The 15,002-nt window shown below is 35.0% G+C and carries 15 protein-coding genes and 2 riboswitches; of the genes, 6 read left to right on the top strand and 9 right to left on the bottom strand.

The genetic code is table 11. From position 1 onward, the window contains the following. Positions 1–10 precede the first annotated feature (10 nt). The 3 genes from CEF14_RS15405 to CEF14_RS15395 form a co-directional block, all read right to left on the bottom strand. Positions 11–874 carry a putative RNA methyltransferase gene (locus CEF14_RS15405; RefSeq protein ID WP_245890185.1) on the bottom strand — a complete coding sequence of 288 codons (864 nt, stop codon included), beginning with the start codon at positions 872–874 and terminating at the stop codon, positions 11–13. A 156-nt stretch (positions 875–1,030) separates the two neighbouring features. Further along, entirely contained in the window at positions 1,031–2,398 is a 1,368-nt protein-coding gene (locus tag CEF14_RS15400; protein WP_211284626.1) for an MATE family efflux transporter, read from the bottom strand. Between the two features lie 181 nt (positions 2,399–2,579). Beyond that, positions 2,580–3,509: a 1,4-dihydroxy-2-naphthoate polyprenyltransferase gene (locus CEF14_RS15395; protein ID WP_102693637.1), complete on the bottom strand. Its 930-nt coding sequence runs from the start codon at positions 3,507–3,509 to the stop codon at positions 2,580–2,582. A gap of 215 nt (positions 3,510–3,724) precedes the next feature. Between CEF14_RS15395 and asnB the strand changes: the two genes are divergently transcribed. From asnB to CEF14_RS15365, 6 genes are all read left to right on the top strand, one after another. Beyond that, positions 3,725–5,563 carry an asparagine synthase (glutamine-hydrolyzing) gene (asnB, locus tag CEF14_RS15390; RefSeq protein WP_102693636.1) on the top strand — a complete coding sequence of 613 codons (1,839 nt, stop codon included), beginning with the start codon at positions 3,725–3,727 and terminating at the stop codon, positions 5,561–5,563. Between the two features lie 75 nt (positions 5,564–5,638). Beyond that, positions 5,639–6,394 carry a DUF2087 domain-containing protein gene (locus CEF14_RS15385; protein WP_102693635.1) on the top strand — a complete coding sequence of 252 codons (756 nt, stop codon included), beginning with the start codon at positions 5,639–5,641 and terminating at the stop codon, positions 6,392–6,394. 19 nt (positions 6,395–6,413) lie between these two features. Further along, positions 6,414–6,773: a GIY-YIG nuclease family protein gene (locus CEF14_RS15380; RefSeq protein ID WP_102694434.1), complete on the top strand. Its 360-nt coding sequence runs from the start codon at positions 6,414–6,416 to the stop codon at positions 6,771–6,773. A gap of 32 nt (positions 6,774–6,805) precedes the next feature. Then, positions 6,806–6,902, top strand: a riboswitch (guanidine-I (ykkC/yxkD leader). A 55-nt stretch (positions 6,903–6,957) separates the two neighbouring features. Then, a complete protein-coding gene (locus tag CEF14_RS15375) occupies positions 6,958–7,296 on the top strand; it encodes a DMT family transporter (RefSeq protein WP_102693634.1) in 339 nt (112 codons plus the stop codon). Then, complete coding sequence (locus tag CEF14_RS15370; RefSeq protein WP_102693633.1) at positions 7,296–7,610, top strand: DMT family transporter; 315 nt, start codon at positions 7,296–7,298, stop codon at positions 7,608–7,610. The genes CEF14_RS15375 and CEF14_RS15370 overlap by 1 nt, the downstream gene beginning before the upstream one ends. Before the next feature lie 158 nt (positions 7,611–7,768). Next, positions 7,769–8,206 (top strand): GNAT family N-acetyltransferase, encoded by a 438-nt coding sequence (locus CEF14_RS15365; protein WP_245890183.1) that lies wholly within the window; start codon positions 7,769–7,771, stop codon positions 8,204–8,206. 60 nt (positions 8,207–8,266) lie between these two features. Here CEF14_RS15365 and CEF14_RS15360 read toward each other — a convergent pair whose 3' ends face one another. The 6 genes from CEF14_RS15360 to CEF14_RS15340 form a co-directional block, all read right to left on the bottom strand. After that, entirely contained in the window at positions 8,267–9,139 is an 873-nt protein-coding gene (locus CEF14_RS15360; protein ID WP_102694432.1) for a DMT family transporter, read from the bottom strand. Positions 9,140–9,294: 155 nt separating this feature from the next. Continuing rightward, the gene (locus CEF14_RS15355; protein WP_102693632.1) at positions 9,295–10,857 is read right to left on the bottom strand and encodes an MDR family MFS transporter; all 1,563 of its coding nucleotides are present in this window, start codon (positions 10,855–10,857) and stop codon (positions 9,295–9,297) included. 237 nt (positions 10,858–11,094) lie between these two features. Continuing rightward, positions 11,095–11,877, bottom strand: a complete 783-nt coding sequence (locus CEF14_RS15350; protein WP_245890181.1) for a tyrosine-protein phosphatase — start codon at positions 11,875–11,877, stop codon at positions 11,095–11,097. Positions 11,878–12,003: 126 nt separating this feature from the next. After that, complete coding sequence (locus tag CEF14_RS15345; protein ID WP_102693631.1) at positions 12,004–12,426, bottom strand: GyrI-like domain-containing protein; 423 nt, start codon at positions 12,424–12,426, stop codon at positions 12,004–12,006. A gap of 50 nt (positions 12,427–12,476) precedes the next feature. After that, the gene (locus CEF14_RS19090; RefSeq protein WP_170061528.1) at positions 12,477–12,635 is read right to left on the bottom strand and encodes a hypothetical protein; all 159 of its coding nucleotides are present in this window, start codon (positions 12,633–12,635) and stop codon (positions 12,477–12,479) included. A 143-nt stretch (positions 12,636–12,778) separates the two neighbouring features. Continuing rightward, entirely contained in the window at positions 12,779–14,608 is a 1,830-nt protein-coding gene (locus tag CEF14_RS15340; RefSeq protein WP_102693630.1) for an APC family permease, read from the bottom strand. 119 nt (positions 14,609–14,727) lie between these two features. Continuing rightward, positions 14,728–14,873, bottom strand: a riboswitch (cyclic di-AMP (ydaO/yuaA leader). Between the last annotated feature and the right edge of the window lie 129 nt (positions 14,874–15,002).

Here is a 15,002-nt window from a genome sequence, read left to right as displayed (position 1 = left end):
AAAAGCACTTTTATAAAGTTACTTTTCCTATTAAAATATCCAAATCAATGGTTACTTCTGTTACTTTGACATAATCAACGTCTGCCGTTTGATGCCATCCCATTGGAGTCATATGCATTAGCATTGGCACAAGTTCAGGGCGAATTTGAATAGTTTGTGTAATACGTTCTATTGATACCTCGCTAAAGTTTTCTTTAAAACGTTCTACCGTACGATCATTAGAATAGGATTCTTTGTTGGAATTTGCAAAAAACAGTTCTCGCAACTGTTGAAGATATCCGCTTTGCGGTACAATCTTCACTACTACTCCTTCTGGTTTTAAGAGTCGTCGAAATTCCGTATAATTTGCAGGAGATAAAATATTTAAAATTACGTCAAAACTTGATGCTTGGTATGGACTATTCGCTAAATCGCCAACACACCAAATAATTTCTCCATAATTTCGACTAGCAGCAATAATACCTTCTTTTGCGATATCGATACCTGCTCCAATTATTTTCTTATCTGTTAAATATTCAAATCGATTTTTTATCATTGCCAAGTGTGAACCTTCTCCGCAACCTGTATCCAATATAGTAAGATCTTGCCCAAACGATTTTAGCACATCTACTATAGCTTTATGCAGTGGTGAATAGAGTCCACTTTCAATTATTTGTTTTCTTGCTTCAAATAACTCTTTTCCGTACATTGATGTTGCAGGATGGGTCATAAAATTTACATACCCTTGTTTAGCTACATCAAATGTATGTCGATTTTTGCAAGTTACGACACATTGATCTGTGACTGCCATGTTCTCATGACAAACGGGGCATGCAAAAATTGTTTGTTGCTCTCTCATATAATTGGCACTTGCCGCCTTTTTAGACAATCCCACGAAAACACCTCGATTAACATTCTTCTCTCATTAGTATACACTGAACTACCAAATAAAAAGAGATAGGATAAACTAAGTTTTACTCTTATGGGACATCCTTAGTCATTATCCCTAACTCTTTTCCAAGTTTGTTATCAGCATAACTACTATTTACTGCTAGTTTTTATTTGGAGAAACAAGTGCATAGCGTTCCCATCTACGACTTTTCCATCTGAAAAATACTAAGATAGCACGGCACCATTCGTCAGCAGCAATTGCAAGCCACACTCCGACGAGACCTAAATGGAGTTGGAAAACTAATAAGTATCCAAGTGTTAAACTCATACATACCATTGAGAAAAAACCAATAATAACCGGATACCTAGCATCACCAGCAGCCCTTAAAGAATTAATAATTGTAATATTAAATGTTCTTCCTGTCTCCAGCAAAATACTTAATAGCAAAACAGATGTACCTATTTTAATAACTGCAGTGTTATTTGTGAATATGCCCATAAGTGGATAACGGAAAATCATCGCAATTCCTACCATTATTAGTGTAAAGGAAATAGCCCATTTCACACTAACCCATAGTTGATGGTAAGCATCATCTTTGCGATTTGCTCCGACATACCGACCCACAATAATCGCAGTTCCTGATCCAATCGCCATTGCAAATAAATACGTAAACATTGAAATATTATAAGCGTATTGACGTGCAGCTAAAGCTTCTGAACCTAAGAAAGTAACATAATACAAAAAGATTATTTGACACCCTTGATACAATACTTGTTCAAAAGCTGATGGTATTCCAATACCTAAGATTTTTTTTATATATTCTTTTGGCAATGCTAAATAATAGTTAAAATTCATTTTAAATTCTAATGCCTGATACAATAACCAAAAGAACACCGCAAGTGCAATGGCACGACTAATCACAGAAGAAATCGCAGCACCTTGCACACCTAACTGCGGAAATCCAAATTTTCCAAATATCAAAATGTAGTTTCCGACAATATGTAACACATTCATAGCTACTGATACATACATCGTTTGTCTAGTCCAGCCATGAACACGTACAATTGCAGCTGTTGCATTAATCAATGCTTGAAGAAATATACCTCCACCAATAATCGCTAAGTAATGATTTGCATAATTCAATACATCTCCATGCAAATTCATTGCTGTCATCATTTGCTTGGAGAAAAACACAAAGAATAGACTTAATACAACACCAATTGTAAGATTCATAGTAATAGCTACTGCTGCAATCTTAGGAACTTCTTCGTACCGTCTTGAGCCTAAATATTGTGCTACAACAATAGACGCTCCGTTCCCGATTACTTCCAAAATTAAAATCGTTATATGAATAAATTGATTAGCCGCACCTACACCTGCTACTGCATCATCTGCTAAGGAACTAAGCATAAAAGTATCTGCTACACCCATCAACGTAAATAAAAATACTTCTAAGAAAATTGGCCATGTTAAATGGAATAAGCTTAACTTTTCCTTTGACTGTTTTTCTTTCATCACTTCTTCCATAAAATCGCCTTTCTTCCATTTTCAAATTTTGAGACAAATTGTATACTATCATATCATAAATACCTACGCTATCGTTATGAAAAAAAATCCGCCGATTTCTCGGCGAATTCGAGTAAACACAAGTATTCTTTTCTTACGTTTTTTCCCTGTTTTTATGAAACCTAGGGAAGATTAATGTTTATTAAGAGAAAAAATAACTTAATAATAAGCCTACTGATGAAAGTAAACCATAGAAAGTATTGGTCATTGCAGTAGATTTCATAGCAAGTCCCAATTTTGCTGGTTCTTTTTCTCCTTGTTTAAAACTTTTAATAGCTGTTATTGGTTTTGGGATACTGATCAGTACTACTAAAAGCCAAGGGCTAACAATACCCATCACAACCAAGACAATCATCCATACATATGCTATTACGAACCATAATCCTAACATATTAATCGCTTTTTCCCGACCAAGGAGAATAGCTAATGTCTTTCGGCCACCGATTGTATCTTCTTTAATGTCACGGATATTATTAGACATATTAATGCCTCCAACTAATATTCCTACAGGTATTGATACAAGAATACTAGTCGTACTGATACTTCCAGCTTGAATAAAATAAGAAATCAAGACAAATGCAAATCCCATACTAAGCCCTGCAAACAATTCCCCAAAAGGGGTATAGGCAATAGGGAATGGACCTCCAGTATATAAATAACCAATCGCCATTCCAACAACACCAATTGCTACAAGCCACCAACTACTACTCATGCAGATATAAACGCCTAATACAACAGCGATTGCATATAATAATAATGCAAAATTTAATACAGTTTGAGGTTTTGTTCCATGTCGTACTAGCGCTCCACCTATCCCTACCGATTCGGCTGTATCTAAACCACGTTTAAAATCATAGTATTCGTTAAATAAGTTCGTTGCAATTTGAAGACATAAACAGCATACAAGCATTGCTATAAATAGTAACCAGTCAATTTGTACATCAAACATTGCTAGGACTGTCCCTAAAATAACTGGAGAAAATGTTGCAGTTAATGTATGCGGACGTGTTAATTGCCACATTAATTTTGCCGTGCTAATCTCCTCAATTTGTTGATTACGATTATTACTCATAATCTACTTCCTTTCAATCTTTATATACAACTATTCTATCTTAACTGATTTTTTCTTCTGTGCCAAAAGAGAATCATGCAAACGTAAAGTGAAAATATTGAAAGCTCTTACTTTTCTCCATCAGAATTTTTTTATAACTTCATTTAATTTTTATGCTATTTTCTCATTACTTTTACATATAATGCAAAGTGACAAATTAAGAAGGATGTGAAAATATGTGTGGAATTACTGGCTGGTGTGATTTTTCAAAAGATTTATCATCCCAATTGTCCTCATTACATACGATGACGAAAACACTCCAAAAACGTGGTCCAGATGCAGAGGGTATTTGGTGTGACGGTCCCATTGGCTTTGGTCATCAGCGTCTAGCCATCATTGATCTTGAAGGCGGAAAACAACCGATGACCTATGAAAAAGAGCAACGTCTATATACAATTACTTACAATGGTGAATTGTATAACACTGATGAATTACGAAAGGAGCTAAAACAGAAAGGTTATCACTTCCATACAACTTCTGATACTGAAGTTCTACTAGTTTCTTATATAGAATGGCGTGAACAGTGTGTGGAAAAAATCAATGGTATTTTTGCCTTTGGTATTTGGGATGCTACAGAGAAAAGCTTAATACTTGTTCGTGATCGACTTGGTGTAAAACCATTGTATTATAGTGTAGTACAAAACCAGTTACTCTTTGCTTCTGAGATCAAAGCTTTACTTACTCATCCTGATGTTCCAGCTACCGTTAGTTATGAAGGATTAGCTGAACTATTTGGATTAGGCCCTTCACACACTCCCGGCAAAACTATATACAAACATATTCAAGAACTACGACCTGGACACCTCTTAAAATATGACTTAAACGGTCTGAAAATAAATCGTTATTGGCATGTAAAAAGTAAAGAGCATGAAGATTCTTTTAATGATACAGTTACAAAAGTTCGAGACTTAGTCGTGGATGCTGTGGAACGGCAGCTCGTTTCAGATGTACCCGTTTGTACTTTATTATCAGGTGGACTTGATTCTAGTATTATTACAGCCATTGCGGCAAACAAATTTGCAAATACTCCCCAATTCCCTCTCCATACGTACTCCATCAATTATGAGGATAACGCACAATTTTTCAAAGCAAATGATTTTCAACGTTCAGACGATACGTTCTGGATTGATAAAATGTCACAAACCTTCCATACCGTTCACCACTCAGAAGTGATCCTACAAGAAACGCTTATAAAAGAACTGACCGAATCTGTTTATGCAAAAGATATGCCAGGAATGGCGGATATCGACTCATCGTTATTATGGTTTAGTAAACAAATTAAAAATCAGTTTAAAGTAAGTTTATCAGGCGAATGTGCAGATGAAATTTTCGGTGGCTATCCATGGTTTTATGCTAAGGAAACAGAGGGATTCCCTTGGATGCGATCTACTAATGAACGTATTGACTTACTCCGTCCAGAATGGCGGCAAAGACTAAACATAGAGGAATATGTTCAGCATGCTTATGAGGTTGCAGTTAAAGAAACCCCTATATTAGAAAATGAATCCCTCATTGATGCAAAAAGGAGAGAACTATTTTACTTAAATATGACATGGTTTATGCCGACATTACTCGACCGAAAAGATCGTACTACAATGCGTGCAGGCCTTGAAGTACGAGTACCGTTTGCTGATCATCGACTTGTCGAATATGTGTGGAACATTCCCTGGGAAATAAAAAATACAGGAAATATGGAGAAAGGTGTCTTACGAAAGGCAATGGAAGATTTGTTACCTCAAGAAGTTCTATACCGTAAAAAGAATCCATATCCCAAAACACATAATCCTGCCTATACAGAAGGGGTTGGAAAATGGTTATCCTCAATCTTACAGAGCAAAAACTCAATATTACTTGAGTTCTTTAATAAAAAACAACTCGATTCACTTATCGAATCAGGAGGCTCCTCCTTCACAGCCCCTTGGTTTGGCCAACTAATGACAGGTCCTCAATTACTCGCATATCTAATTCAGACTCATATTTGGTTTGAAAACTATAACATCAAATTAACTAATTGACATTTTATAAACAAAATTATATTATGTTTATAAATTAATAAACGTAATATAAAAAAGTTTATAAAGGTGATGAAAATGAAAGATACAGATCTATTTGAACATGCATCTATTCAAGAATTAAAAAATGGATATATTGAAGATGATTATTGCTATACTTGCTTACTTTGCAACGAAAAAATCGAAAAAGGTATCATCTATCCACATAACGATCAATTATTTGAAGCAAAGAAAATGATGCAAGCACATATCAAAGAAAAACATGAATCCGTATTTAATTATCTAATTCGTTTAAATAAAAAGATGACAGGTTTAACTGAACATCAAAGTAACTTGTTACATCTTTTCTATATTGGTAAATCAGATAGTGAAATTCAAAAGGAACTTGAAATTGGTAGTACCTCTACAATTCGACAACATCGCTTTGCACTGAAAGAAAAAGAACGCCAAGCAAAGACCTTTTTAGCTCTTATGGAATTATTAAAAGAAAAAGATACTGAAACTCCTGATTTTGTGCCTATCCACTCAACCGCAACAATGATTGATGATCGATACAATATTACCAATGATGAACAACAAGAACTTATTGCAAAATATTTTCCAAATGGTACACATGCGAAAATTGTAAGATTTCCAAAAAAGGAAAAACATAAAATTGTGATATTACGTGAAATTGCTCAGCACTTTTCAGAAGACAAAATTTATACAGAACAAGAATTGAACACAGTTTTAAAAACATATCATGAAGACTACGTTCTCATTCGACGCTACTTAATTGAATACGGATTTATGGATCGTAAAGAAGATGGTAGTGCCTATTGGATTAAAAAATGAAAAAGGTAGGTTTTATACTATGGATTATAAAAAAGAATTAAAAGCACAATATAAAGAGCTCCCTATTCAATCAGGCGTATTTAAAATTACTAATAATGAAAATGGTAAAATCTATATTGGTAGTTTTAATAATTTAAAACGGTTAAACGGCCTAAAATTCATGTTAAAAACGAATACTTTTACAAATAAATTATTACAAAAAGAATGGAATCAATTTGGTGCAGATACTTTCAGCATTGATACGGTTGAAATGTTAAAGAAACCTAAAGAAGGCTACTTTGACGAGAAAAAAGAATTGGAAAAACTTGAGCAAAAGTGGATTGAACAGCTTCAACCATTTGGTAACAAAGGATACAATAAAGTGATTGAAACGCATTAGTTCATTTGTTATGATAAAGACAATTAAATAGTGACAATGATTTCTAGGGTTCCGCAATTAGTTGGTCTGGTCCGAGAGAAATCACATAGCATTGTTGCTATGCCACGGAAGGATAAAAGCCTGGGAGATGACTGATTTAATCAGTGGTCTTTCGGGCTTTTTCTATGTAGAAAGGATGATGTTCATGAATAAGCATTGGTCTATTGTGTTACTTGCTGTTTTATTTGAAGTCATATGGGTTATTGGATTAAAGCACTCACACAGCATTTGGGCTTGGGGAGGCACTGCTTTTGCGGTTGTCTTTACCTTCTATCTCTTATTACTCGCAGGACGCTTTCTACCAGTAGGAACTGTGTATACCGTTTTTACGGGTTTAGGCACTGCAGGCACAGTTATGGCCGGCGTACTCTTTTTCGATGAATCACTAAGTATCGCGAAAGTTTTACTATTAGCAATATTATTAGCGGGGGTTATTGGGTTAAAAACCGTCACCTCGCATGATGCAAAGGAGGGTGATGCATAATGGCATGGCTTGCAATTATTACGGCTGGATTATGTGAGGTATTTGGAGTTACGATGATGAATCGCTGGCAAAATGAAAAGAAATTCTCGATGATCGTGTGGTTAATTGTTAGCTTTGCTTTAAGTTTAGCATTATTGTCATATGCGATGAATTCAGTTCCAATGAGTACAGCATATGCTGTTTGGACGGGTCTAGGTGCTTCAGGCGGAGCTTTAATCGGCATGATCTTCTTTGGTGAATCAAAAAATTGGAAACGGATATTATTTATCACCATGATCTTAGTCTCCGCTGTTGGATTGAAATTAATTTCATGAAAATCCCCTTAAACCCTAAACTAAATAAGTACTATTTTCTATTTATAACTCTACTTTCTTATTTTTTTCATATATAATATGCAAAAAAGTCATCTAAATTTTCTATAAGTCTAGTATCAGCCACATGTATATAAACTAAATGAGAGAGGAAGATATTTGTGAAAGTATTTGAAATTACAACAAAAGAAGATTTACAAAGAGAATTCGATATCCGTATGAAAGTTTTTGTAGAGGAACAACAGGTTCCTAAAGAAGAAGAAATTGATTCATATGATCATCTTGGCGGGGAATGTTATCACTTCCTTGTGACAACTGATGAAGACAAAGCAGTCGGTACTGGTCGTGTTCGATTAGTGGATGGAGTTGGTAAACTACAACGTGTAGCCGTCCTAGAAGAATATCGTTCACATGGAATTGGTCGAATCATTATCCAAGCATTGGAAAACAAAGCGAAAGAACTTGGCGCATCTAAAGTAAAATTAGATGGTCAATTACAAGCACAAGGCTTTTACGAGAAACTAGGCTACGAAGTGCAGTCAGATATTTTCCTTGACGCTGGTATTGAGCATGTATTAATGGTTAAAACATTCGCATAAGTTGAAACTTCCTTCAATAGAATAAATAAAGAGCACTCAAGCATTTTTGAGTGCCCTTTTTTATTCTGTAATTTGTTTACTAGGTTTCACTAACGTATAAATGATACCGCCGAATATTAGTACAATACCGAGTGCTTGTATGATCGTTGGTCTGAAATCTAAAATTAATATATCAAGCAAAATGGCAACAACCGGATCAACAAACACCAATGCTGAAACAACAATCGTTGGTAAATGACGTAGACTATCAAAGAACAGATAATAGACAAATCCTGTATGTATGATTCCAGTTCCTATTATATAAAACCAATTCCAACCTGTTAAACCATGAAAAACACCAAAATTCATAAGTGGAAATAACATAACAATTCCAACAATTGTCTGTACAAAAGTTAATGCATAGGCACTTAAATGTGTAATTCCCTTTCCCACAAACATTGTAAGTGCATAGCAAATAGCCGAAAGCATAGCCCATACAAAACCAGAGTTAAATAGTGCCGAGAGAGAAGAAAATTGCTCTAATCCAATAATTAAAACACTACCTAAAAAGCATACGATTACTGATATAACTGCAGTTACTGTCATTTTCTCTTTTAAAATAAAACTACCTAAAATCATGACAAAAATGGGCGCTAAATTATAAATTGAAATAGCAACCGAGATCGACATTTCATCAAATGCTTTAAACAAAAATACCCAGTTCAGAACTAAAAATACACCACAAATAATTGTCCGTACTACTTCAATTCGTGACCATTGTTCTTTCTTATAGTTACCTGAAAAAAGCCACATACCACCTAAAATAAGTGTTGCACAAATACAACGAACAAACACAAGCTCTTCTGCAGGAATTCCTGTATTTACTGTAAAAAAACCAATTGATCCGAAGATAGCCATCGCTAACGTCATCTTTACCATTGCTACTACATTCAATTTTATAGATTCCTCACTTTCCACACTATTCATTAAGCATTCTGACTTCATAATCTATTCGATTCAAAAAAAGAAACGTAACTCCAAGTTAAATAGAAACTTATGAATCACGCCTCTTATAAATAGACTATTCAAAGGGATAATGGATTTCTTTACTATCCTTTTATTTTGCTATTTGGTTCTAACTCTACAGAACCTGTGATTTCTTTTTTACCATTGGCTCCTTGACTTCCTACCAAACGATCGTTAGTCAATAAGAAAACAAAGATGACTACCAAGATAGCTGGAATCATCGCCCATGAAAACGTGTATCCGATGGAATTGGCAAGTGCATGAATAATCTTAGTAAGCACCTGTTCAGGCATACTTGCTCGAGCTTGCTCAGAAAGCAAAGCTCGTGGATCACTATTTGCTCCACTAAACATATTATCAGCCCCATGGAATGCCTCTTTCAGTTTGTCAGAAAAAACATTTCGCTGAATAATACCGTAAACAGTAATTCCGACTGTCATTCCTAATTGACGGACAAATGACACGGTTGAATTCGCAGATCCACGTCGTTCCGGTCCTATATTGTGAATGGCTGCCATATTCAATACAGAAAAAGAAGCCCCTGTACCTAGACCAACGATAATCATATACCAAGTAATTGTCGCTCTCGTTGTGTCAGCAGTTACAGTACTTAATAAGTATATCCCTGTAACAAAAATAAGAGCGAAAACTATCATCACATTTCGATAACCAAATTTCGCTGCACTGATAGCTCCTGTTTGTGCAGACACTACAACCCCTAACATCATAGGAAGTAAGATTAATCCTGAGTTAGTTGCAGTTCCCCCTGTTACTCCCTGTATAAAAATCGGTATATACACAGAACCAACTATAAAAGCTACTCCGTATAGAAGACCTAAAATCGTACTTGCAGCAAATATTCGATCTTTAAACATTGAAAACGAAATGACAGGTTCTGCTGCCCTTCTTTCAGCAAATATAAATACAATAAATAAGACAAAAAAACCCGAAAATAGACTAATAATATTTACTGAATCCCAAGCATATGTATTGCCTCCTAGTTCAAGAGCGAACATCAGACATACAACTGCTCCTACAAGTGTAATAGCACCAAGCCAGTCAATTTTCTGTTTCTGATGTTGAAGTGATTCAGTATAGTTTAAGGAAATAAGAACGAGAGATAAGATTCCAAGTGGAAGATTGATATAAAAAATCCAATGCCAACTAATATAATCTGTTATATATGCTCCAAGTAAGGGCCCAAATACACTAGATAACCCGAAAACCGCTCCAAAAAGTCCTCCCATCTTCCCTCTTTTTTCCGGAGGGAAAATATCAAACATAATGGTAAATGTAATCGGAATCAAAGCACCCCCACCAATTCCTTGAATGGCGCGATATATACTTAACTGTTCAATGCTTTGAGCTGTACCACATAAAATGGATCCCACCATAAATAAAGTAATCCCCATGATAAAGAAGCGTTTTCTTCCAAACATATCTGAGAGTTTCCCGAAAATAGGCATTCCAGCCATCTCTGCTACCATATAAGCAGATGTTACCCAAATAAACTTATCTAATCCACCTAAGTCACCTACAATAGTCCCCATTGCTGTAGCTACGATTGTATTGTCCATAGATGACATGAGAATTGTCAGCAACAGTCCAGCTACAATCCACTTTTGTTTACTTTTTTTATTTTCCATTTAATGTCCCCTTTATTGCTTATTTTTTTATTGCCATTTACCACATAGAGATAACAAAGTCGAATAATAATTCACCTATAGATACAAAAAACGATATACAATTTATAAGTAAAAAGCAATAAAAAGTGGAAAATAATAAAGAGAAACTTTCTTCTGGTGTGAGTGATAAACACATCTCTCGAATTATAAAAAGGATGTCTCATTAAACATTCTAAGCAAATGAGGCATCCTATTCTATTATTCTAAATAATATCGCTGTAATCGTTGGCGTTTTGAGAAATCTAACCCAAATTCAGCTTCTAAAAAACGATCAGTATCCCCGTAATTTTGATCGATTGCGTTAAAGACTGCTTGTAGATAGCTTTCCTTAGCACTCATAATATCCCCGAACTGTTGCATTTCTTGTTCGTTTAAATGTTGAGACAAAATTGGAATCATTGCATCTCTCATCGGCTTCATATAATCATTGGTCAATAAATAATCCACTAGTATGGTAGCACGCGAAATTCCTAATGTCAGTAATATTAATGCTCCTCCGACACCTGTACGATCCTTTCCAGCAGCACAATGATGAAGTAACCCTAATTGATCTGGTTCTTGAATAATCTCCATTAACTTTTTATAAGATGGATTATTGAAAGCCATTTGGCTGTACATTTTATTGAAAATATCTGCGTTAATATTTTTTAGCAATTCTCGATTATTTATATCTTTTAAAGTCACTGTTGGCATTTCAAATCCCACATTCCCTTTAGCTGGAATGCGAATATTCACCACATTAGAGAATTCAGGATCTGGTTTTGCTTTGGCTTCTCCATGATCTCGATAATCGAAAATGGTCCGAATACCAAGCTTCTCAAATACAGCTTTATCATTTTCTGTCATTTTGGACAAATCACCCGAACGATATAAAATACCCTTCTTAACACGTCTTCCATCCTCTGTTTGATAGCCACCCATATCTCTAAAGTTCATCACCTTTTCAAATGGATTAACGATCATCTTACTCTTATTGTTCAACTTTGCACCCCCTAGAATCTCCAAAAATATCCTTTAAATATAGACTACCATGTTTATCCTTTAAAAGAAATTTATTAAAAAATAAAAGCTACAGATGTATGATCTGTAGCTTTTACAAATATTAACTTAAGCAATTGGTACCCAAAGTTCAATCCCGTGAATTTCTGCTTCATCATAAAAGTGATATTTTTCAAAGCATGGTGCATGCCTAAAGTTAATTCCTTTAACATTTAATAATGCTTCAAAACTTGCTGGAATGTCTTCAATTCCATGCTCTACGACTCCTACAAGATAACGGCCTGCTGAGACTAATACTTGATCTGGGGCATGAATACCTTTGACTGTATTAGAAGCTAAACCGGCTACATAATGCAAGCCTTCATCACCCATGGATACACAAACACCATACGTAATTTTAGGTCGAAGATTTAGCTTTTCTAGTTCTTGTTCAAGAATATCCCATTGAGCTGGAATGTCTGCTCGACCACCACTTTTTACAGCGAACCCCTTTACAATAAAGCCTTCTATCTCTTCGAATCGTGCGAACATATACTCACCATCCAACAACTTTTTCTTAAATGCAACACTTATACTTATTTTTAATTTGTCTTACCAGGTAGTAATAAAATACCAATACCAAATGTAATAATGCCAATGTATAAAATATACTTAAAAATATTCGCTTCCCCTATGCCTAGTGGATATGCAAGCCCCACTATGAACAGTACTAACCCTAGATAAAACACGAAAAATCTCATTGGTTTCTGCCTCCCCAACATGGATAAGCACCTTTTCCATTTATAACATTCAAGGTAAGCCGTGTTTTAATGTCGCTTATTTACTTACAGTTACTATACCCAATTCCTCCAAAAACACTCCTTGTAAATTTACAAAAATTTACTTATTTTGATAAATGGAATGGCACTGTAATAACGACTACATCTTTTCTGTATAAAAGTGTTGTTCTAATTAGCAAACTTGATTGGTTATGCAAGATATTATGCCAACCTTTTTTCGGTATAAATTGAGGAATAACAATTGATACTTGGCGATTTTCTTGTTTTGCTTTGTATTCAATTTTATCGACCACTTTCGTAAGTGGTGAAACTAAGCTACGATATGGTGAATACAACGTTAACAGCTTTACATCTGGAAATCTACGAGTCCATTTCTCTTCAAATGTACGTAAATCTTCTTTATCGAATCCTACATAGATTGCGATTAGATGTTCTGGATTTAATAACTTCGCATAACTTAGCGAATGTTCCACTACCTTGCTAATTCCTCCAACAGGGACTAACACAACATTGCCATCGATAGAAGGAAGTACATTATTCAATTTATCAACTCGTAATTGCTCACCAACCAGTTTATAGTGATGATTAATACGATGAAACACGAAAATTAAAGTTGGTAAAAAGATAATAACTGGCCACACATGGTCAAATTTTGTGATAAAGAAAATCATGGCTACAACAAAAGATATAAATGCTCCTACTGTATTAATAGAAAACTTAACGATCCAACCCTTTGGTCTTTCTTTCCACCATTTCACCATCATACCTGTTTGAGCTAGTGTAAATGGGATAAATACACCAACAGCATACAAAGGAATTAATTTTTCTGTCGAACCTTGTGTTATTATGATAAGAATAACAGCAAATACACCTAAAAAAATGATCCCATTTGAATAGCCTAAACGATCACCTCGGACTTGGAACATTCTAGGAATATATCTATCCTTCGAAAGATTTACTGCAAGTAATGGAAATGCAGAATACCCCGTATTAGCAGCAAGCACTAAAATAAGTGCTGTCATTCCCTGAATAACAAAGTAAAAAATAGTACGCCCGAAGTTTTCTTTTGCAATTTGTGATACAACAGTTTCTGTTGGACTTGGGCTAATTCCTAAATAATATGCAAGAAAAACGATTCCTGAAAAAAGAATTGCCAATAGTAATCCCATTGCCATCAATGTTTTTGAGGCATTGTTTGGTGCTGGATCTCTAAAATTAGGAATTGCATTAGAAATCGCTTCTACCCCAGTTAATGCAGAACTCCCAGAAGCAAAAGCTTTTAACAAAATAAATAAACTAATTCCTGCAACTGGTGTACCAATTGAAGCATGAAGGTCTGGAGAAACTTGACCGGTAACAATTCTATAGACCCCAACAACAATTAAGATTAGTAAAGATGCCGCAAAAAGATACACTGGATAAGCTAAAACAGATGCAGATTCAGTTATTCCACGTAAATTGATAACGGTTAAGATCAGTACAAATAGAACTGACATCTCTACACTATATGCATGTAGTCCAGGAAATGCCGATGTAATTGCATCTGTACCTGCAGAAACACTAACTGCCACCGTTAAAATATAATCAACTAACAGTGAAGCACCTGAAACAAGACCTGCATTGACCCCTAAATTTTCCCTTGAAACAACATAAGCGCCACCACCATGCGGATAAGCGAAAATGACTTGTCTATAAGAAAGGATTAAAGCTACTAAAAGGATGATAACAAAAACTGCAATTGGGAGCGAATACCAAAAAGCTGCAGCCCCTAAAGTCATTAAGACGATTAAAATTTGCTCAGGTCCATATGCTACTGAAGACAAAGCATCAGATGATAATATTGCTAGAGCTTTCGTTTTATTGAGCTTTTGTTCCCCTAATTCTGTAGATTTTAAAGGTCTACCTATTAACATTCGTTTTAACGAAAACTTCAATTATAAACACCTTCTCCGAAAAAAATGTGTTTCCTACTTCTAGCTGAAAGAAAAGAAAAAATCTACAAGCCATGATAAAAATGACTTGTAGACATATTGGTTTGCCTAGCAAGCTCCATTTTTCTTCTCCTATAACGCTTACGAGGTTAGCTGTCGGATTCGGGCCATGAGTAGCCCTACCATAAAAGGATTCACCCCAAGGATGTAAATTATACAACCCAAAAATTGGTTCCCCCGTGAAATTACACTTCAGCGATTTAGAAATATGAAACTTAATTTGTGAGGTTATACTACTCTCATTTTTCCAAAAAGTAAATACATAGAAGCAAATAAATTTAACTTATTTCCAAATTTTTATGTTCATATGTGCTTTCCATATGGGAATTACTTTTTA

The sequence above is a fragment of the Rummeliibacillus pycnus genome, assembly GCF_002884495.1.
Lineage (GTDB): Bacteria > Bacillota > Bacilli > Bacillales_A > Planococcaceae > Rummeliibacillus > Rummeliibacillus pycnus.
The sequence above is the reverse complement of the archived record's forward strand: the minus strand, read 5'-3'. Positions and strand labels throughout refer to the sequence as shown.